This window comes from Streptomyces sp. NPDC048566, assembly GCF_043199735.1.
Classification (GTDB): Bacteria; Actinomycetota; Actinomycetes; order Streptomycetales; family Streptomycetaceae; genus Streptomyces.
Map to the genome: position 1 here is coordinate 131308 of NZ_JBICWL010000009.1, position 17833 is coordinate 149140.

Here is a 17833-nt window from a genome sequence, read left to right on the forward strand (position 1 = left end):
GCCTTGGAGCCCTCCACGGCCACTGATGCCGTCGACCGACGTGCACTCATCTCGCTGTTCGCCCGCCTGAGGAAAAGCGCCGGCCAGGAAAACCCCCTCCCCGCATACAAAAGCCTTTCCGCGATGGGCGACGTCATTCCTGCGCCGTGGGGCGGATATCTCGTAACGTCCTACCGCCTGTGCGACCGTGTGCTCCGGGACAGGTCCTGGAAGGTCCCTGACCGCGACTGGCGCACGACGCAAGCCGACAGGGCCCGTTGGGATTCGCCCGCCTCGCGCCAGATGGGTGCCGCTCTGCCGATGATGAACCCGCCCCACCACACACGCATGCGCCGGTCACTGGGGAACCTTTTCCCTCAGGTGTCCCTGGCGGCGATGCAGCAGACCGTGCAGAGTGCAGCCGACGAGTTGATCGACCGATTCGTCGAGCACGTGCATGCCGGACCCGCCGACTTCAACCGACTCGTCAGCGACGAACTCCCGGTCATCAGCATCGGACGATGGATGGGCCTGCCCGCAGCCGACTACGGCCTCCTGCGCGACCTCACCCACGATCAGGTCTACTCGCAAGAGCTGTTTCCGACCACCAGCCAGCTCGCAATCTCCGACGCCGCCACGGCGCGACTGCGCTCCTACTTCACCGAATTGATCCGTGAGCGCCGACGAATACCGGGCGACGACCCTGTTTCGTCCTGGCTCACCACCTGGGACACCCTCGAACCCGACAGAGTCAGGGCAGACGAAGCAGTACACGGACTGGCCCTTTTCATGATCCTCGCCGCCCTGGAAACGACGGCACACGTCCTGTCGAGCACCTTACGCCTGCTGCTGGAACACCCCACCCAGATGGACTGGCTGCGCCGCCATCCCGACCTCATTCCCGGGGCCGTCGAAGAAGCGCTCCGCTACGACGCCCCCATCCACATGATCAGCCGCATCGCCCCCGCCGACACGGTCATCGGGGACGTCCTCGTGCCCGCCGGCCAGATGGTGCAGCTCATGGTCGGAGCCGCCCACCACGACCCGGACCAGTACGCCAACCCACACCGCTTCGACGTCCGGCGCCGCGCCCCGCACCTCGCATTCGGGGCGGGCATCCACTACTGCCTCGGCAACGCCCTGGCGCGGATGGAAGCCGCCGCCCTGCTCGCCTCCATCCTCCGCAGGCCCATCCGGCCCCACTTGAGCGAGCCGGCGCGATGGGCCCCACGAGTGGCCTTCCGCCGCATCACCGCCCTCCACCTCACCCTCCCCTGACCGAACAGAATCGAGATGAAGCCGCGCATGCGCACGGATTTCAAGACTCTCCGCGTCACCCTGAACGGCCCCGTGCTCACGGTGGAGCTGAACCGCCCCGACCACGGCAACGCCGTCGACGGGCAGGTCCTCATCGACCTGCTCGACCTGCTGAGAGCGCTGGAAGAGGACACCGCCGTCCGGGTGGTGGTGCTGTCCGGCGCCGGAGACCACTTCTGCCAGGGCGGTGATCGATCCGAGTTTCCCGCGCTCCTGGCCCAAGAACCCGGCGGCCAAGCCCTTCGGGCTCTGGCCGCCCGGGCCCACCGAGTGTGTGCCGCGCTCGCCGAACTGGGAGCGGTGACGATAGCGCGCCTGCACGGAGACGTCATAGGCGCCGGGCTCGGGCTCGCCGTCTTCTGCGACCTGCGCATCGGTGACGAGAGCTGCCGCTTCCGGATGCCCGAGGTCGGACTCCGAGTCCCTCCGGCGTGGGGCGGAGTCCTGCCGCGCCTGGTGGAGGAGGCAGGGCGGGCCACCGTGCGCAAGTTGCTGCTCACGTCCGAGGAGTTCGACGCGGAGAAGGCGGAGAAGTTCTCCATCCTCCACGAGGTCGTCCCGGTCGGTCATCTGAATGCGAGAGTCGACCAGGTCGCTCGACTCGTTGCCCGCCGCGACCCGGCCACCGTTCAGATCACCAAGCGCATGCTGTCGGCCGACGCACATCGCACCGCCGGTCTCCTCGATGAGGAGCTGCTCACTGCGGCGATCTCGCGACAGAGCAGCGGGAGCCGGGGGCGAGCCGTGCGTGCCGGTCAGTGAACCGGCCTCGGGGGCCGGCCAAACAGCCATCAGCGGTAGCGGGCACTCCGTTTGCCGGGCGAGCCGACCTGTCGTCGGAAGGGCAACGACGGGTGCTCATCCGCTGGCTATCGGATTACTCAAGTTCGTCCAGTCCCATGGCGGAGCCCTGCTCCCCTCAGGCTCACGCCCGAACCGGAATCGCACCTGATCGCCTCCATCCGGCCGTCGCGGGCGTGTGCGACGGCCTCGCCGAGGCGGGGATCGTGGCAGGCGGTGCTGGTCATCGCGGTCAGGTCGGCGCCGGTGAACGCAGCCGGAGACCCTGGGTACGCCGACCCGCGAGTGATGGCCGTCGGCGGGCGCACGGTGCCCCTGTGGGCCTTGGGCCGTCGGCCGCTCTGGTTCCCCGAGGAGTCCGACTGGGTGGTGGGCTGCTCCTACCGGGGCCTGCCTGTGGGCGTATTCCCCGCGCCGGTCCGGCCCGAGACAATGACCTAATTTCGGCGCCGCGGTGCCGACGCGGGGCTCCGGAGACCAGCACCCCTCGGCCGCCGCAGGGCCGCTCGGGCACCGCTGGGCCGCCCGGCTATCGCCGGGCCGCTCGGGCACCGCTGGGCCCCTCGGCTATCGCCGGGCGGCTCGGCTGCCGCCGGACCACCTCGGCCACCGCCGGGCCCTTCGGCCATCGCCGGACCCCCTCGGCCACCGCCGGACCCGCGGGCTCGTTGTCGCCCGCCGCCGGGCCCCTCGGCCACCGCCGGGCCGCCTCGGCCACCGCCGGGCCGCCTCGGCCATGGCCCGGCCGCCCGGCCGCAGCCAGGCCCTCGGCCGCCGCCGGACCCGCGGGCTCGTCGCTGCCCGCTGCCCGCTGCCCACCGCCCGCCGCCCGAACAGCCCATCGCGCTGCGCCCCTTCGGGGGGCCCGGCCGACCCTGCCGTGTACAACCAAGGCGCCGGCCGGTGAGTCTCGTGCGGTGAGTCGTTGAGTCGTTGAGTCGGTGCGTCGGTGAGCCGGTGCGTCGGTGAGCCGGTGACCGCGACAGGAGGGTGGTGGCGATGGACGCCGTGGGTGCGCGGTGGGCGGGACCCCTCGCCCTGGGGCTGCTGGCGCTGGTCGCGCCGACCGGGGCCGGCCCGTCCGGTGCGACGACCGTCCCCGTCACCCCCGCCTTCGTGCCGGTTCCCGCCGCGTCCCCCGTCCGCGACGACTTCGACGGTGACGGCCACCCGGACCTCGCGATCGCCGACAGCCGGGCCACGGTCGGCGGGCGGCGGGGCGCGGGCCGCGTCACCGTGCTGTACGGCGGCCCGGGCGGCGACCCCTCCACGGCCCCGGCCCGCCGGGCCGTCGTCAGCCGCGCCACCGCGGGCGTACCCGGTGCACCGGCCGCGGGGGAGGGGTTCGGGACCGCGATCTCCCGGGGCGACCTGGACGCCGACGGCTACGCGGACCTGGTCGTCGGCACCGCGGGCAGGGGCGGTGCGGTGATCCTCCGCGGCGGCCCGCACGGCCTGTCCGGCGCGGTCCCGCTGCCCGCCGCCACCGCGCGGGCGGGCGACTTCGACGGCGACGGCCTGCTCGACCTCGCGCTCTTCCGCCCCGGCCGCGGAGTCGCCGCCGGGACCGTGGCGGCGATCTGGACGGGCCCGGTGGGGCGCGGCGGCGAGCCCGCCCGGGTGAGCGCGCTCGACCCCGGCGGGCTCGCCCGCGTCCGGGTCGCGGGCGGCGCCTCCGGGGACCTCGACGGTGACGGCCGGGACGACCTGGCGCTCGTGGTGCGCGCGGGCGCGGGCCCGTACCGCGTCCACGTCTACCGTTCCACCACCGCCGGCCCGGTGCGGACCGCGGACCACCGGGGCGGCCCCGGACTTGCCGTCGGCGACCTCGACGGCGACGGCTACGCGGACCTCGTCGCCGGCTCCGGGCGGCGGGCCGAGATCGCGCACGGCTCGGCCGCGGGCGTCGGCCCGGGCAGCGGCTGGACGACGGTACGGCTCGGGGGCGCGCCGGTGCCGTCCGGCCGGTCCGGCGCGGGCCCGGACGTCACCGGCCCGGGAGTGCGGCTGCTCGACACCGACGGCGACGGCTGTGCGGATCTGGCCGCCGTGCCGGGCGGGCCGGCCGCCCGGCACGGCGGTCTGCGCCGGCTGTCCGGCTGTCGGGCCGGCGCCGTCCGGACCGTGGCCGGCGGCGGCTGACGCACCCCTGCGGGCACACCGCGAAAAGAATCCGGGGAATCCTCCCCGGCGGTGTCGAAAGCGCCGCTCCCCGATCGACGCACGGGTGAGAGGCGGGGACGGCCCCGTCCCCCGGAACGACCGACGACCATCCGGAAACACCCGGAGTCACCGGGAACCACCGGGCATCACCGGGCATCACCGAGACACACGAGGAGTCACCATGCCGCGCTACCTGTCGCTCGTCCAGATCGACGAGAGCACCGCGCCCCCCGAGGGCCCCAGCCCCGAGCTGATGCAGCGCATGGGCGAGCTGATCGAGGAGATCACCAAGGCGGGCGTCATGCTGGAGACCGAGGGGCTGACGCCCTCCGCGCAGGGCAAGCGCGTCCTGTGGTCGGGCGGCGAACTGACCGTCACCGACGGCCCCTTCACCGAGTCCAAGGAGGTCGTCGGCGGCTACGCGATCATGCAGTGCAAGGACATGGACGAGGCCCTGGAGTGGACCAAGCGGTTCCTGAAGGTGCACGAGGAGCACTGGACGGTGACCTGCGAGGTGCGCGAGATCGCCGGCGGCTGAGCGGGCGTTCCGCTTGGCCCGGGGCCGCCGCGGGTGTCTGATGGTGGGCTGTGGAACAGCAGCCCGCCCAGGCCCCCGGCGGCGGCGTCGACCGGGCCGTCGAGACCATCTTCCGCATCGAGTCGCCCCGCATCATCGCGGCCGCCGCGCGCATCGTCCGCGACGTCGGCATCGCGGAGGAACTCGCGCAGGACGCCCTCGTCGCGGCCCTGGAGCAGTGGCCCCGCGACGGGGTGCCCGACAACCCCGGCGCCTGGCTCACGGCGACGGCCAAGCACCGCGCGATCGACCTGGTGCGCCGCCGGGAGCGCTACGCCCGCAAGCTGGAGGAGGTCGGCCGGGACCTCTCCAGGTCGGCGCCGCACCACCTCGACGAGCCGTCCGATCCGGACGACATCGACGACGACCTGCTCCGGCTGGTCTTCACCGCGTGCCATCCCGTCCTGTCCGCCGAGGCCCGGATCGCGCTCACCCTGCGGCTCGTCGGCGGCCTGACCACCGCCGAGATCGCCCGCGCCTGCCTCGTCCCCGAGGCGACGGTCGCCCAGCGCGTCGTCCGGGCCAAACGGACGCTCGCGGCGCGGGCGGTCGCCTTCGAGGTGCCCTACGGCCCGGACCGCGAGGCCCGCCTCGGGTCCGTGCTGGAGGTCGTCTACCTGGTGTTCAACGAGGGGTACGCGGCCACGGCGGGCGACGACCTGCTGCGCCCGGCGCTGTGCGAGGACGCCCTGCGGCTCGCCCGGGTCCTCGCCGAACTGATGCCGAAGGAGCCCGAGGTGCACGCCCTCGCGGCCCTGCTGGAACTCCAGGCGTCCCGCGCCGCCGCCCGCACCGGGCCCGGCGGCGCACCGGTCCTGCTCAAGGACCAGGACCGCCGCCGCTGGAACCGCAGGCTGATCCGCCGAGGCTTCACCGCGCTCGACCGCGCGGGCGCCGTCGCCACCGGGAGCCCGGGGCCGTACGCCCTTCAGGCCGCCATCGCCGCCTGCCACGCGCAGGCCCCCGACTACGAGGACACCGACTGGCAGCGGATCGCCGTCCTGTACCGGCTGCTGGCCGCCCGCGTCCCCTCGCCGGTCGTCGAGCTGAACCGCGCCGTCGCCGTCTCGATGGCCGACGGGCCCGGCCCGGCGCTGGAGATCGTCGACGCCGTCGCCGGTGAACCCGCGCTGCGCGGCTACCACCTGCTGCCCAGCGTGCGCGGCGATCTGCTGGCCCGGCTCGGGCGGACGCAGGAGGCGCGGGCGGAGTTCGAGCGGGCCGCCGCGCTGGCCCGCAACGACCGGGAGCGCGCTCTGCTCACGGCGCGGGCCCGGCAGGTGCCGGACGCCGGGTGAGAGGCGCCCGGGCCGGCCCGGCGGTCAGGCCGCGGCCGGCCGCGCGGGCGCCCCGACGAGCATGGTCGGTGCGCCCGCGACCCGGGTCAGGAACACCGTCGCGGACCGCGGGCCGCGCGGTTTGACCAGGCGCCGCAGCTCCTCCGGTTCGACGGCCGAGCCGCGCTTCTTCACGGTCAGGACACCGACCTCCCGCTCCCGCAGCAGCGCCTTGAGCCGCTTCACGCTGAAGGCCAGCCGGTCGGTGATCTCGTAGGCGGAGGCGAACGGGGTGGGGCGCAGGTCGTCGGCGGTGACGTACGCGATCGTCTCGTCCAGCAGGCCGCCGTCGAGGTCGGCCGCCACCTCGGCGACCAGGTGGGCCCGGATCACGGCGCCGTCCGGTTCGTACAGATAGCGTCCGACCGGCCGGACCGCCGGGTCGGGCAGACCGCGCCCGCGCAGTTCGCGCGGGCCCGGCAGCAGGGTGGCGCGCACCAGTCCGGGCTCGGTGCCGAACCACAGCACCGCCTCCTTCACGTCGCCGCCGTCGGAGATCCACTCGGCCTCCGCCGCGGCGGGGACCGCCTCGTGCGGGATGCCGGGGGCGATCTTCAGCGCGGCGACCGGGGCCTTGGCCGCCGCGCCGAGCGCCCAGGACAGCGGGGGCGTGTAGGACTCCGGGTCGAAGATCCGGCCCCGGCCGCCCCGGCGCCCTGGGTCCACGAAGACCGCGTCGTACCCGGCGGTGTCCACCGCGGTGACGTCGCTCTCGCGCACCTCGATCAGGTCGGCGAGCCCGAGCGCGTCGGCGTTGGCCCGGGCGGCGGCGGCCGTCTGCGGGTCGTGGTCCACGGCGAGCACCCGGATGCCCGCGCGGGCCAGCGCGATGGCGTCGCCGCCGATCCCGCAGCACAGGTCGGCGACGCTGCGGACGCCCAGCGCGCGCAGCCGTGCGGCGCGGTGCGCCGCCACGCTCGTGCGGGTGGACTGCTCCACGCCGTTGGGTGTGAAGAACATCCGCCGCGCGTCCTCGGCGCCGAACTTCGCCGCCGCCCGCTGCCGCAGCCGGGCCTGTCCGAGGGCCGCCGAGACCAGGTCGGCGGGGTGGTCGCGGCGCAGCCGGGTGGCGACGGCCAGTTCCCGCGCCGGTTCGGTGCCGTGGACCTCGTCGAGCAGGGCGCGGCCCTCGGCGGTGAGCAGGGAGGCGAAGGAGACGTCGTTCACCCGGCCATTGTGGGCCAGTCGGTGGACGGTGCGCCGCCGGCCGCGGTGTCGGGGCGGTGCCGGGCCGCTGACCTGCCAGGATGCGGCCCCATGCGACCCGTACGACAAAACGATAAGAACCGCGCGAAGCGGTCTGTTGTGCGCTGCGGGGTCGGCGTGCTCGCCCTCGCCGCCCTCGTCTCCGGCTGCGCTTCCGACGGCTCCGGCTCCCGCGCCGCGCGGCCGGCCGCCGGCCAGCAGGCCGGGCGGCTCCAGGCGCCGCCCGCCCGCGCCCTCGACGCGTACGCCCTGCGGCTGCGCAAGGCCCAGGCCGCCCGCACGGCCGTCGCCAAGCGCTGGGGGCTGGCCGTCGCACCCCTGACGCCCCCGGCGCCGCCCGCACGGAAGCCGGTCATCGAGGCCCGCAAGGGATTCGAGGTCGACGACCAGAGGAAACTGGGACTGCCGCCGGTCTTCACGACCGTCCCCACCAAGGACAGGGTCGTCTTCCTCACCATCGACGACGGTGAGGAGAAGGACCCGGAGTTCCTGCGCATGATGAGCGAGCTGAAGATCCCCTACACCGTCTTCCTCAGCGACTACCTCGTCAAGGACGACTACGGGTACTTCCGGAAGATGCGGGACAGCGGCGTCACCCTCAACAACCACACCCTGCACCACCCCTATCTGCCGGGGCTCTCCTACGCGCGGCAGAAGCGGGAGATCTGCGGCATGCAGGACGTGATGAAGAAGCAGTTCGGCAAGCGGCCGACGCTCTTCCGCCCGCCCTACGGCAACTACAACCAGGACACCCTGCGCGCGGCCAAGTCCTGCGGCGTCAAGTACGCGCCCATCTGGGACGAGGAGGTCTTCGTCGACCACTGGGAGTACCGCGAGGAGGACCAGGACCTGCACCCCGGCGACATCGTCCTGACCCACTTCCGCGGCCCCAAGGAGTGGAAGGGCACCATGCCCGACCTGGTCCGCCGCTTCCTCCAGCGGGTCACGGCCGAGGGCTTCGCGGTCGCGCGCCTGGAGGACTACCTGTGAGGCTGCGGCTCCCGGTCGCCGGACTGCTCGCGGCGCTGCTGCTCACCGGCTGCGCGCAGTCCGTCGACCCGATCGAGCGGCTGGGCAGGAAGGCGGCGCAGCGGGTGCACCCGCCGGAGGCGGCGTACCGCCGCTGGGGTCTGGCCGCCCCGATCGCCCCGGCGCCGCGCCCGCCCGCCCGCACCGCCGCCCGCACCGCCGGACCCGGGCTGCCGCCCGTGGTGGACCACGTCCGCACCCGCGACAAGGTCGTCTTCCTGACGTACGGCGACGGAGCCGAGCGCGATCCGCGGTTCGTCGACATGGTCCGTGAACTGCGGCTGCCGGTCAGCATGTTCCTCACGGACAGTGTCGTCGGGCCGGGGTACGCGCACGTCGCGCGGCTGCGCGCGGTCGGCGCCACCGTCCAGAACCACACCCTCGACCACGTCGCGCTGCGCGGCCTGCCCTACGCGGGCCAGCGGGCCGAGATCTGCGGCCAGCAGGACAAGCTCCACCGGCGCTTCGGCATCCGGCCCCGGCTGCTGCGGCCCCCCTACGGCCGGTACGACGCGACCACGCTGCGGGCCGCGGCCGACTGCGGGGTCGGCGCGGTCGTCCTCGGCAGCGCCCCCGGCGCGCACCGGCTGCGGCCGGGGGACATCCTCGCCGGCTTCGAGGAGCCCGACCTCACGGAGGCGACGCTCCGGCTGCTCCGCCGCGCCCAGGCCGAGGGCCTCACGCCCGCCCGGCTGGAGAACTACCTCTGAGGTGCGGTCCCGGGCGGCCCGGGGGAGGGGTCCGGGGGAGCGGTCCGGGACGCGCCACGCGCCCGGCTTTGGCACTCCGCTTGACCGAGTGCTAATCGCAGTCATAGTCTCAGGCCTGGCACTCCCCACTGGAGAGTGCCAACAGCGACGGGCAGGTCCGGCACCCGCGACGACGGATCGACCTGGTCGCCACCTCAGACAGTTAACCCCGTGAGATCTCCGAAGGGGGAGGTCGGATCGTGACGACCGCCAGCTCCAAGGTTGCCATCAAGCCGCTCGAGGACCGCATCGTGGTCCAGCCGCTCGACGCCGAGCAGACCACGGCCTCTGGCCTGGTCATCCCGGACACCGCGAAGGAGAAGCCCCAGGAGGGCGTCGTCCTTGCCGTGGGCCCGGGCCGCTTCGAGGACGGTAACCGTCTTCCGCTCGACGTCACCGTCGGCGACATCGTGCTGTACAGCAAGTACGGCGGCACCGAGGTGAAGTACAACGGCGAGGAGTACCTCGTCCTCTCGGCTCGCGACGTGCTCGCGATCATCGAGAAGTAATTCACCGGGCAGGAGCGTCCGGGGGCTTCCCCCGGACCACCTCGCGCCCAGCATTGCAGTGAACTGCGCCCCTGGCCCCCCGCTCCTTCCGATGAACCGGGCGCTGGGGGCGCCGTTCGTTTCTCCCAAGTTTTCCGAGAGGGCTGAACCGCTCCCATGGCGAAGATCCTGAAGTTCGACGAGGACGCCCGTCGCGCCCTTGAGCGCGGCGTCAACAAGCTTGCCGACACGGTGAAGGTGACGATCGGCCCCAAGGGCCGCAACGTCGTCATCGACAAGAAGTTCGGTGCCCCCACCATCACCAACGACGGCGTGACCATCGCCCGCGAGGTCGAGGTCGACGACCCGTACGAGAACCTCGGTGCCCAGCTGGTGAAGGAGGTGGCGACCAAGACCAACGACATCGCGGGTGACGGTACGACCACCGCCACCGTGCTCGCCCAGGCGCTCGTGCGCGAGGGCCTGAAGAACGTCGCCGCCGGCGCCTCCCCCGCGCTGCTGAAGAAGGGCATCGACGCGGCCGTCAAGGCGGTCTCCGACGAGCTGCTCGCCACGGCGCGCCCCATCGACGAGAAGTCCGACATCGCCGCCGTCGCCGGCCTGTCGGCCCAGGACCCGCAGGTCGGCGAGCTCATCGCCGAGGCGATGGACAAGGTCGGCAAGGACGGTGTCATCACCGTCGAGGAGTCCAACACCTTCGGCCTGGAGCTCGACTTCACCGAGGGCATGGCCTTCGACAAGGGCTACCTCTCGCCCTACATGGTGTCCGACCAGGAGCGTATGGAGGCCGTCCTCGACGACCCGTACATCCTCATCCACCAGGGCAAGATCAGCTCCATCCAGGACCTGCTGCCGCTGCTGGAGAAGGTCATCCAGGCGAACGCCTCCAAGCCGCTCCTCATCATCGCCGAGGACGTCGAGGGCGAGGCCCTGTCGACCCTGGTCGTGAACAAGATCCGCGGCACGTTCAACGCCGTCGCCGTGAAGGCCCCCGGCTTCGGCGACCGCCGCAAGGCCATGCTCGGCGACATCGCCACCCTCACCGGCGGCCAGGTCATCGCCGAGGAGGTCGGCCTCAAGCTCGACCAGGTCGGCCTGGACGTGCTCGGCACCGCCCGCCGCGTGACCGTCACCAAGGACGACACCACGATCGTCGACGGCGGCGGCAGCGCCGACGAGGTCGCCGGCCGCGTCAACCAGATCAAGGCCGAGATCGAGAACACCGACTCCGACTGGGACCGCGAGAAGCTCCAGGAGCGCCTCGCGAAGCTGGCCGGCGGCGTGTGCGTGATCAAGGTCGGCGCCGCCACCGAGGTGGAGCTGAAGGAGAAGAAGCACCGTCTGGAGGACGCCATCTCCGCGACCCGCGCCGCGGTCGAGGAGGGCATCGTCTCCGGTGGCGGCTCCGCGCTCGTCCACGCCGCGAAGGTCCTGGAGGGCAACCTCGACAAGTCCGGCGACGAGGCCACCGGTGTCGCCGTGGTCCGCCGCGCGGCCGTCGAGCCGCTGCGCTGGATCGCCGAGAACGCCGGCCTGGAGGGCTACGTCATCACCTCCAAGGTCGCCGAGCTCGACAAGGGCCAGGGCTTCAACGCCGCCACCGGCGAGTACGGCGACCTGGTCAAGGCCGGCGTCATCGACCCGGTGAAGGTCACCCGCTCCGCCCTGGAGAACGCCGCCTCCATCGCCTCCCTGCTGCTCACGACCGAGACCCTGGTCGTCGAGAAGCCGGCCGAGGAGGAGGCCGAGGCCGGTCACGGCCACGGTCACGGCCACGCCCACTGACGCTCCGCGTCGTGAGTGCGGGTCGGCCCGCCGCGGCACGACCCCGTGAGAGAAGGTCCCCGTTCCCTGCGGAACGGGGACCTTCTCGCGTCGCGGAAGCCTTGCTCCTCCGCCGTGCCCCCGGCCGCCCGCACCGGGCGGCGCCGCCGCCAGGGGGCCCTGCGAGCGGCCGACGCGGAACGCCCGCCCCGCGCGGTCCTGTAACGAGCGGGCCACAGGACCGCGCGCGTCCGGAATTCCGCAGTGCACGCCGCTGCTCCTGTGCCACCATCAACCTTCCTTTGTCACGGGAAGGTTGGTCATATGGCGGGCTGGACCAATGATCACAAAGTCAAGATCGTTGTCGCTTTTGTCGGTGCGCTGGCGGTGATCGTCGCCGCGGTCGTCACCGGCCTCATGAAGTCGGACGGCACGAAGGTGGATCAGAAGACGGGCAGGGACGGCACCGTCTGCGTCCAGTCGACGTGCTAGGCAGTGGAAACCATGCGGGCGTGGCGAACAGTGGTGCGTGCGTCGGCGTTCGTGGTGCTGTCGGCGCTCGCGGTCACGTCGTGCAAGGACACCACGATCAACCAGAAGGCGGGCGGTGACGCCGAGGCCTGCGTCCAGGGGGCCGTGTGCTCCCCGGACCGGGGCTCCGCGGACGCGCCGGAGGACACCGCCGCCGCGGAGAGCGCCGCTCCGCCGGACGCGGACGGGTCTGCCGACGGCCCCTCGGTGCAGGGCGACGGCGGAGGCGACGGCGGAGGCGAGGGCGCGGCGTCCGGCGGGGAGCGTGCCGGCGGCGCGCGGGGCGACCGCGGGCAGGACGGCACCGGCACCGGCTCCGTGCAGGGCGAAGCCGTCCCGGTCAGCGTCGCGTTGTCCGGCGGGAACCTGCCGGAGGGGCTGAAGGACTCCGCGGACGGCTGCGTGATGGGAACCTGCACGTCCTGGAACACCGGCGACGTGGTCATCGGCGGGAAGACGTTCGACACCGGATTCCTGGTCGCGTGCACGATCGCCTGCGGAGGGAGCGAGAACGGGTACTTCCAGATGAAGCTGGCGGGCAGGTACGCGACGCTCGACGCGACCTTCGGCATCGCCGCCGATTCCCCCGGGTCCGATACGACGGAGACGCTGAAGGTGAACCTGGTCGACCAGGGCACGGGCAGGGTCCTGTACGCGCAGACGCTCGAGTACGGCAGGAGCCATGCGCTCAGAGGCTTCGACGTCTCGCACGTCGGGCTGCTCAGGATCTCCTTCGAGGGGGCGCTCGGCAGGGCTCACGGAGCGGTGGGCGCCCCGGTGGTCCGCAGGTGACGGGGGTGCCGGACGTGCGACGCCCGAGGAGAGCGGCCCGCGGCGCCGTCCTGCTGTGCGTGCTGGTGTCCGCGGTGGCCGGATGCGGGGAGACCAACAACATCCACCAGCAGGCCGGACGGGACGGCAAGGTCTGTGTGAACGCCGCCTGCCCCGAGGAACCGGAGCAGCCCGGGCCGTCCGCGTCCTCCGCCGCGTCGCCCTCCGCCCCGGAGAGTCCGCGCGAGTCCTCCGGCGACCACACGACCGACCGGGAGACCGCGGCCGGCCCCGACCCGGGAGGCGACGCGGAGGAGCCGACGGCAGCACCCCGCCCGGACGTGCGGGTGCGCTACCTGACCGACGACGGGCCGATCGGCGGATACGGCAACAACGAGCGGAGCGACGTCGCGGTCCTCGGTGACGGCCCGCACCCGAAGAGCGTCGTCTTCTCGCCCGGGGTCTTCGGCAAGGAGGTCAAGCCCCTCTCCTTCACCGTTCCCACCGGCCTGACCGGCTTCCGCGCGAAGGTCGGGCTCGACAAGGACACCCTGCCCGACTACGTGGCGCTGGTCGCGATCACGCGACGCGACGGATCGACGGTCACGAGCCTCACGCTGCACGGCGGCGAGGTGCACGACGTCACCGAGGACGTGTCCGATGCCGGCCTGATCACGATCGACGTCTCGATCGTGACGTGGGCGTCCGACGCCATCAACAGCAGGCCGCACGTCGTCGTGGGCGACGGCCGGTTCGTCACGTAGTCGTGCCGACGGCGCCGCCCGTCCGCTCCGCGGCCCGCCGCCGGGGACGAGCCCGCCGGGGACGAGCCGGTCACCCCGGCCACCACCACCGAGACGGTCCCGGCGCCCGGCCCGCCCGCCGCCGGCCCGGTCCCGGCCCGCCCGCCGACCACCGCGGCACCCCCGAACGTGAAAGGTCCCCGTTCCGCAGGGAACGGGGACCTTCTCGGGTAAGAACGACGTCCGACTCATGCCGTCAACCTCTTCACCGGGGACCGTACTTGCGTCCCGTCTTCGACGTGATCCCGCCCAGCAGCGCGCGCGGGGTCACCTTCACCACCCCCATCAGCACCTTGTACCGGGCGTCGGGGACGGACAGCGTCCGGCCGCGGGCCAGATCCGCCAGCGCCGCCGTGACCAGCTTGTCCGCGTCGAGCCACATCCAGTTCGGGATGTTGTCCGTGCCCATCCCGGCCCGCTCGTGGAACTCGGTCCGCACGAAACCGGGAGCCAGCGCCATCAGCCGCACCCCGCTGCCCGCCAGGTCCCTGGCCGCGCCCTGCGTGAACTGCACGACCCACGCCTTCGACGCCCCGTAGGTGCCCCGCGGCACGAACGCGGCCACCGACGCGACGTTGACGATCCCGCCCCGGCCGCGCTCCCGCATGCCCTCGGCCGCAGCCGACGTCAGCCGCAGCACCGCCTCGCAGTGCACCTTGAGCATCGTCAGCTCGTCCGCCATGGCCACGTCGAGGTACTGGCCCTTGTTGCCGAAGCCCGCGTTGTTGACCAGCAGGTCGACCGGGCTCCTGCGGTCCGAGAGGCGGGCGGCGACCGCCTCGATGCCCTGGTCGGTGGCCAGGTCGGCCGTCAGCACCTCCGCCTCGATGCCGTGCCGGTCGTGCAGTTCGGTCGCCTGCTCGTGCAGCCGCTTCGTGTCCCGCGCCACCAGCACGAGGTTGTGTCCGTCCGCCGCCAGCCGCCGCGCGAAGGCGGCGCCGATCCCCGCGGTCGATCCCGTAATCAGAGCCGTTGTCATGGCGCAAGGTTAGTGACCCGCCCGCGGGCCCTGCGCCCGGTGCCGCCCGGGCCCGGTCCGGCCCGTCCGCCGCCGCTCGGCCGGGGCGGGCCGGACCGGAGAGCCCGTCATGCCTCCTGCTGCGCCACGTACTTCTCCGCGATCGCCCGTGCCTCCGGATGCAGGGCCGCACCGGCCGCCAGCAGCCGCGGCAGCAGCTCCCGCCGGGTCGTGACCGCGCTGAACTGCAGGGCGACGGTCACCTCGTGATCGGGCCGGTGGACGATCTCGACCCGGTCGCCCGCGCGGATCTCGCCGGGCACGACGACCCGCAGGTACGCGCCGGGCGCGCCCCGCTGCGTGAACCGCCGGACCCAGCCCTTCTCGCCCAGGTGCTCCTGGAAGGTGCGGCACGGGATGCGCCCGCTCGTGACCTCCAGGACCACCTCGGGGCCGATCCGCCAGCGCTCGCCGATCCGCGCCCCGGACACGTCGAGTCCCTGTGTCGTGAGGTTCTCGCCGAACGCGCCGTTCGCCAGCGGGCGGCCCAGTTCGTTCTCCCAGACGTCGAGGTCCTCGCGCGCGACCGCGTACACCGCCTGGTCGTCGCCGCCGTGGTGGCGCAGGTCGCACACGGCGTCCCCGGCGATCCCGCTCCCGGCGGTCCCCTTCGGCCCGGGGGCCGCCACCCGCAGGGGCCCCTCGACCGGACGCTTGTCGATGCCGGTCACGCCGTCGGGCTGGTCGGTGTGGTCGACGGACCGCGCCCGGCCCACGTTCAGCGACAGAAGCTTCATAGGGCCACGCTAAGTGATCGATTCCAAAGCGTCGACACCATATTCGGCGCCGTGTCCAAGCCTGGCTTATGCTCGACGGGTGATCGAGGCCCGTCATCTCCGCGTCCTGCGTGCCGTCGCCGGCACCGGTTCCTTCTCGGCGGCCGGCCGCGAACTGGGCTGCACCCAGCCCGCCGTCAGCCAGCAGATGAAGGCGCTGGAGTCCTCGGTCGGGACCCCGCTGCTCGTGCGGACCGGCCGCGAGATGCGCCTCACCCAGGCCGGTGAGGCGCTGGTCCGGCACGCGGCGAGCATCCTGGCGGGTCTGACCGCCGCCGAGGAGGAGGTCGCCGCGATCGCCGGCCTGCGGGCGGGCCGGGTCCGGCTCGTCTCCTTCCCGAGCGGCAGCTCGACGCTCGTGCCCACGGCCCTGGCCGCCCTGCGGGCCGCCCACCCCGGCACCCGGGTCTCCCTGGAGGAGGCCGAACCGCCCGCGTCCGTGGAGAAGCTCCGGGCGGGCGACTGCGACATCGCGCTCGCGTTCCGGTACGAGGACGCGCCGGGCGGCGAGGAGTGGGACGACCTCGTCGTACGCCCACTGCTGACGGACCGTCTGGTCGGGCTCGTCCCCGAACGGCACCGGCTCGCCCGCGCGGAGTCGGTGGCCATCGGGGAGTTCGCCGCGGAGGCGTGGATCGCCGGCTGCCCCCGCTGCCGGGGCCGGCTGGTCGAGGTGTGCCGGGCCGCCGGGTTCGAGCCCCGCATCGACTTCGCCACGGACGACTACCCGGCCGTGGTCGGACTGGTGGGTGCCGGACTCGGCGTCGCCGTCCTTCCCGAACTCGCGATCGAGTCCGTCCGCGCGAAGGGTGTGCGGACGGTCACGGTGGAGCCCGCGGTGCGCCGCGAGATCGTCGCCCTCACCCTCCCCGACCTGGCCGAGGTGCCGGCGGTGGCCGCGACGCTGGACCGGCTCGCACGGGCGGCGGCCCGCTGAGACCCCCGCGGGCGCGCCGGTGGGCGCCCGTTAGCAGAAACGTTCCTTCACGTGTTCGAAGCGGAGCCGCCACCGCTGCCGCCGGCCGACGCCGTGACCAGCCGGTTGCGGGCCCGGCCCATGAGTTCTTCGCGCTCGTCCTCGGTCAGTCCGCCCCATACGCCGTACGGCTCGCGCACCGCGAGCGCGTGTGCCGCGCACTCCGCGCGCACCGGGCATCTCATGCAGACCTCTTTGGCCGAGTTCTCGCGTGCGCTCCGTGCCGCACCGCGCTCGCCCTCCGGGTGGAAGAAGAGCGAGCTGTCGACCCCGCGGCAGGCCGCGAGGAGCTGCCAGTCCCAGAGGTCCGCGTTCGGACCGGGAAGGCGGGAGAAATCTGCCATTGCTTGTCCCCTTGTTCCGTTCTGGGCTGCCCTGTGACCACCGACCGTACATCTACGATCTAAGGAGATGAAAATATGACTCATTGCGAATCTAGCCTCAGACACCAGCAAAGGGGAAGAAAACAGGCTGAATGGGGCATAGGTTGTGGTGAAACGTTGAGGGTCGGCGCGCATGTCTGCACTGTGTCCGGTCCCTCACGTACAGTGCCGATGACGACTGGCTGCCCCGTAACTCTTTCGGGTGACCGTCGTTGAGATGGGCGGAGGCGGTTGAACAAACAAACGCTCGGGCAGACGGTCCTATCCGTCGGCGGGCGTCGACCGCACAGGTGACGATTCGTACCCAGCCTGGAGGCTCAACGTGACGCGCATCAGCTGCGGAGGGCGGCCATGACATCCGTCCTCGTCTGCGACGACTCCCCGCTTGCCCGAGAGGCGCTCCGCCGCGCGGTCGCGACCGTGCCCGGTGTCGAGCGCGTGACCACGGCGGCCAACGGCGAGGAAGTCCTCCGCCGCTGGGGGGCCGACCGCTCGGACCTGATTCTGATGGACGTGCGCATGCCCGGACTGGGCGGCGTCGAGACGGTCCGGCGGCTGCTGTCGGCCGACCCCGGTGCGCGCATCATCATGCTCACCGTCGCCGAGGACCTGGACGGTGTGGCGCTCGCCGTCGCCGCCGGCGCCCGCGGCTACCTGCACAAGGACGCCTCCCGGGCGGAGCTGCGCGCCACGGTGACCCAGGCGCTCGCCGACCCCACGTGGCGGCTCGCCCCGCGCCGGCTGCGGTCGGCCGAGATGGGGGCCGCGCCCACGCTCACCGCGCGCGAGATCCAGGTGCTCGAAGGGATGAGCCACGGGCGCTCGAACGCGGAGATCGGCCGTGAGCTGTTCCTCTCCGAGGACACGGTCAAGACGCACGCCCGGCGCCTGTTCAAGAAGCTCGGCGCCTCCGACCGGGCGCACGCGGTCGCCCTCGGATTCCGCTGGGGCCTCGTCCGCTGAGAGGCGCGACCGCAGGAGTCCCCGCCCGTCGGACGACGGGTGGGGCCGGGCCGGCGACAAAACCGTCCGCCGGGCCTGGGAGGAGAGTGTCGTCGGTGTCCGATCCCCGTTTCCCGGCGGATGCCGCATCCTTGAGGTGTGGAGTTCCTCGGGGACAAGTCGGACGAGCGGAAGGGGAGGG

18 protein-coding genes and 1 pseudogene are annotated in these 17833 nt (G+C 73.0%); 15 read left to right on the forward strand and 4 right to left on the reverse strand.

Annotated elements, in window-relative coordinates:
• The first annotated feature begins 375 nt into the window (after positions 1-375).
• The 6 genes and pseudogenes from ACGFS9_RS17035 to ACGFS9_RS17060 all read left to right on the forward strand — a co-directional run bounded on the left by ACGFS9_RS17035 (position 376) and on the right by ACGFS9_RS17060 (position 6135).
• A complete protein-coding gene (locus ACGFS9_RS17035) occupies positions 376-1257 on the forward strand; it encodes a cytochrome P450 (RefSeq protein WP_393253948.1) in 882 nt (293 codons plus the stop codon).
• A 27-nt stretch (positions 1258-1284) separates the two neighbouring features.
• The gene (locus tag ACGFS9_RS17040) at positions 1285-2058 is read left to right on the forward strand and encodes an enoyl-CoA hydratase/isomerase family protein (RefSeq protein ID WP_393253950.1); all 774 of its coding nucleotides are present in this window, start codon (positions 1285-1287) and stop codon (positions 2056-2058) included.
• A gap of 306 nt (positions 2059-2364) precedes the next feature.
• A pseudogene (locus ACGFS9_RS17045) lies at positions 2365-2499 on the forward strand (glycosyltransferase family 2 protein); the annotation flags it as partial.
• A gap of 597 nt (positions 2500-3096) precedes the next feature.
• The gene (locus ACGFS9_RS17050) at positions 3097-4239 is read left to right on the forward strand and encodes an FG-GAP repeat domain-containing protein (protein ID WP_393253951.1); all 1143 of its coding nucleotides are present in this window, start codon (positions 3097-3099) and stop codon (positions 4237-4239) included.
• A gap of 202 nt (positions 4240-4441) precedes the next feature.
• Entirely contained in the window at positions 4442-4798 is a 357-nt protein-coding gene (locus ACGFS9_RS17055) for a YciI family protein (RefSeq protein WP_393253953.1), read from the forward strand.
• A gap of 50 nt (positions 4799-4848) precedes the next feature.
• Positions 4849-6135 (forward strand): RNA polymerase sigma factor, encoded by a 1287-nt coding sequence (locus ACGFS9_RS17060; protein ID WP_393253955.1) that lies wholly within the window; start codon positions 4849-4851, stop codon positions 6133-6135.
• A 24-nt stretch (positions 6136-6159) separates the two neighbouring features.
• On the opposite strand, the gene ACGFS9_RS17065 is transcribed toward ACGFS9_RS17060, so the two are convergent.
• A complete protein-coding gene (locus ACGFS9_RS17065) occupies positions 6160-7341 on the reverse strand; it encodes a methyltransferase domain-containing protein (RefSeq protein ID WP_393253957.1) in 1182 nt (393 codons plus the stop codon).
• 90 nt (positions 7342-7431) lie between these two features.
• On the opposite strand from ACGFS9_RS17065, the gene ACGFS9_RS17070 reads away from it, so the two are divergent.
• From ACGFS9_RS17070 to ACGFS9_RS17100, 7 genes are all read left to right on the forward strand, one after another.
• Positions 7432-8370, forward strand: a complete 939-nt coding sequence (locus ACGFS9_RS17070; protein ID WP_393253959.1) for a polysaccharide deacetylase family protein — start codon at positions 7432-7434, stop codon at positions 8368-8370.
• Positions 8367-9119 (forward strand): polysaccharide deacetylase family protein, encoded by a 753-nt coding sequence (locus tag ACGFS9_RS17075; protein ID WP_393253961.1) that lies wholly within the window; start codon positions 8367-8369, stop codon positions 9117-9119. The genes ACGFS9_RS17070 and ACGFS9_RS17075 overlap by 4 nt, the downstream gene beginning before the upstream one ends.
• 239 nt (positions 9120-9358) lie before the next feature.
• Entirely contained in the window at positions 9359-9667 is a 309-nt protein-coding gene (gene groES, locus ACGFS9_RS17080) for a co-chaperone GroES (protein ID WP_369261375.1), read from the forward strand.
• A 156-nt stretch (positions 9668-9823) separates the two neighbouring features.
• Positions 9824-11452, forward strand: a complete 1629-nt coding sequence (gene groL, locus ACGFS9_RS17085) for a chaperonin GroEL (protein ID WP_393253962.1) — start codon at positions 9824-9826, stop codon at positions 11450-11452.
• A 303-nt stretch (positions 11453-11755) separates the two neighbouring features.
• The gene (locus ACGFS9_RS17090; RefSeq protein WP_393253964.1) at positions 11756-11923 is read left to right on the forward strand and encodes a hypothetical protein; all 168 of its coding nucleotides are present in this window, start codon (positions 11756-11758) and stop codon (positions 11921-11923) included.
• Positions 11924-11956: 33 nt separating this feature from the next.
• A complete protein-coding gene (locus ACGFS9_RS17095; RefSeq protein WP_393253966.1) occupies positions 11957-12754 on the forward strand; it encodes a hypothetical protein in 798 nt (265 codons plus the stop codon).
• Between the two features lie 14 nt (positions 12755-12768).
• The gene (locus ACGFS9_RS17100) at positions 12769-13497 is read left to right on the forward strand and encodes a hypothetical protein (RefSeq protein WP_393253967.1); all 729 of its coding nucleotides are present in this window, start codon (positions 12769-12771) and stop codon (positions 13495-13497) included.
• Between the two features lie 244 nt (positions 13498-13741).
• Here ACGFS9_RS17100 and ACGFS9_RS17105 read toward each other — a convergent pair whose 3' ends face one another.
• Positions 13742-14515: an SDR family NAD(P)-dependent oxidoreductase gene (locus ACGFS9_RS17105; RefSeq protein ID WP_393253968.1), complete on the reverse strand. Its 774-nt coding sequence runs from the start codon at positions 14513-14515 to the stop codon at positions 13742-13744.
• 107 nt (positions 14516-14622) lie between these two features.
• Complete coding sequence (locus tag ACGFS9_RS17110) at positions 14623-15291, reverse strand: MOSC domain-containing protein (RefSeq protein WP_393253969.1); 669 nt, start codon at positions 15289-15291, stop codon at positions 14623-14625.
• Between the two features lie 79 nt (positions 15292-15370).
• Here ACGFS9_RS17110 and ACGFS9_RS17115 point away from each other — a divergent pair, with 79 nt between their 5' ends.
• Entirely contained in the window at positions 15371-16267 is an 897-nt protein-coding gene (locus ACGFS9_RS17115; RefSeq protein WP_393253970.1) for a LysR family transcriptional regulator, read from the forward strand.
• A 47-nt stretch (positions 16268-16314) separates the two neighbouring features.
• Here ACGFS9_RS17115 and ACGFS9_RS17120 read toward each other — a convergent pair whose 3' ends face one another.
• Entirely contained in the window at positions 16315-16650 is a 336-nt protein-coding gene (locus ACGFS9_RS17120) for a WhiB family transcriptional regulator (RefSeq protein ID WP_393253971.1), read from the reverse strand.
• A gap of 390 nt (positions 16651-17040) precedes the next feature.
• Here ACGFS9_RS17120 and ACGFS9_RS17125 point away from each other — a divergent pair, with 390 nt between their 5' ends.
• Positions 17041-17652, forward strand: a complete 612-nt coding sequence (locus ACGFS9_RS17125; RefSeq protein ID WP_003948568.1) for a response regulator transcription factor — start codon at positions 17041-17043, stop codon at positions 17650-17652.
• The last annotated feature ends 181 nt before the right edge of the window (positions 17653-17833 follow it).

Coding starts and splice junctions, on each gene's coding strand:
- ACGFS9_RS17125 (WP_003948568.1), top strand. CDS start 17,041: ATGACATCCGTCCTCGTCTGCGACGACTCCCCGCTTGCCCGAGAGGCG.
- ACGFS9_RS17055 (WP_393253953.1), top strand. CDS start 4,442: ATGCCGCGCTACCTGTCGCTCGTCCAGATCGACGAGAGCACCGCGCCC.
- ACGFS9_RS17070 (WP_393253959.1), top strand. CDS start 7,432: ATGCGACCCGTACGACAAAACGATAAGAACCGCGCGAAGCGGTCTGTT.
- ACGFS9_RS17040 (WP_393253950.1), top strand. CDS start 1,285: ATGCGCACGGATTTCAAGACTCTCCGCGTCACCCTGAACGGCCCCGTG.
- ACGFS9_RS17105 (WP_393253968.1), bottom strand. CDS start 14,515: ATGACAACGGCTCTGATTACGGGATCGACCGCGGGGATCGGCGCCGCC.
- groL (WP_393253962.1), top strand. CDS start 9,824: ATGGCGAAGATCCTGAAGTTCGACGAGGACGCCCGTCGCGCCCTTGAG.
- ACGFS9_RS17050 (WP_393253951.1), top strand. CDS start 3,097: ATGGACGCCGTGGGTGCGCGGTGGGCGGGACCCCTCGCCCTGGGGCTG.
- ACGFS9_RS17110 (WP_393253969.1), bottom strand. CDS start 15,291: ATGAAGCTTCTGTCGCTGAACGTGGGCCGGGCGCGGTCCGTCGACCAC.
- ACGFS9_RS17120 (WP_393253971.1), bottom strand. CDS start 16,650: ATGGCAGATTTCTCCCGCCTTCCCGGTCCGAACGCGGACCTCTGGGAC.
- ACGFS9_RS17090 (WP_393253964.1), top strand. CDS start 11,756: ATGGCGGGCTGGACCAATGATCACAAAGTCAAGATCGTTGTCGCTTTT.
- ACGFS9_RS17035 (WP_393253948.1), top strand. CDS start 376: ATGCAGCAGACCGTGCAGAGTGCAGCCGACGAGTTGATCGACCGATTC.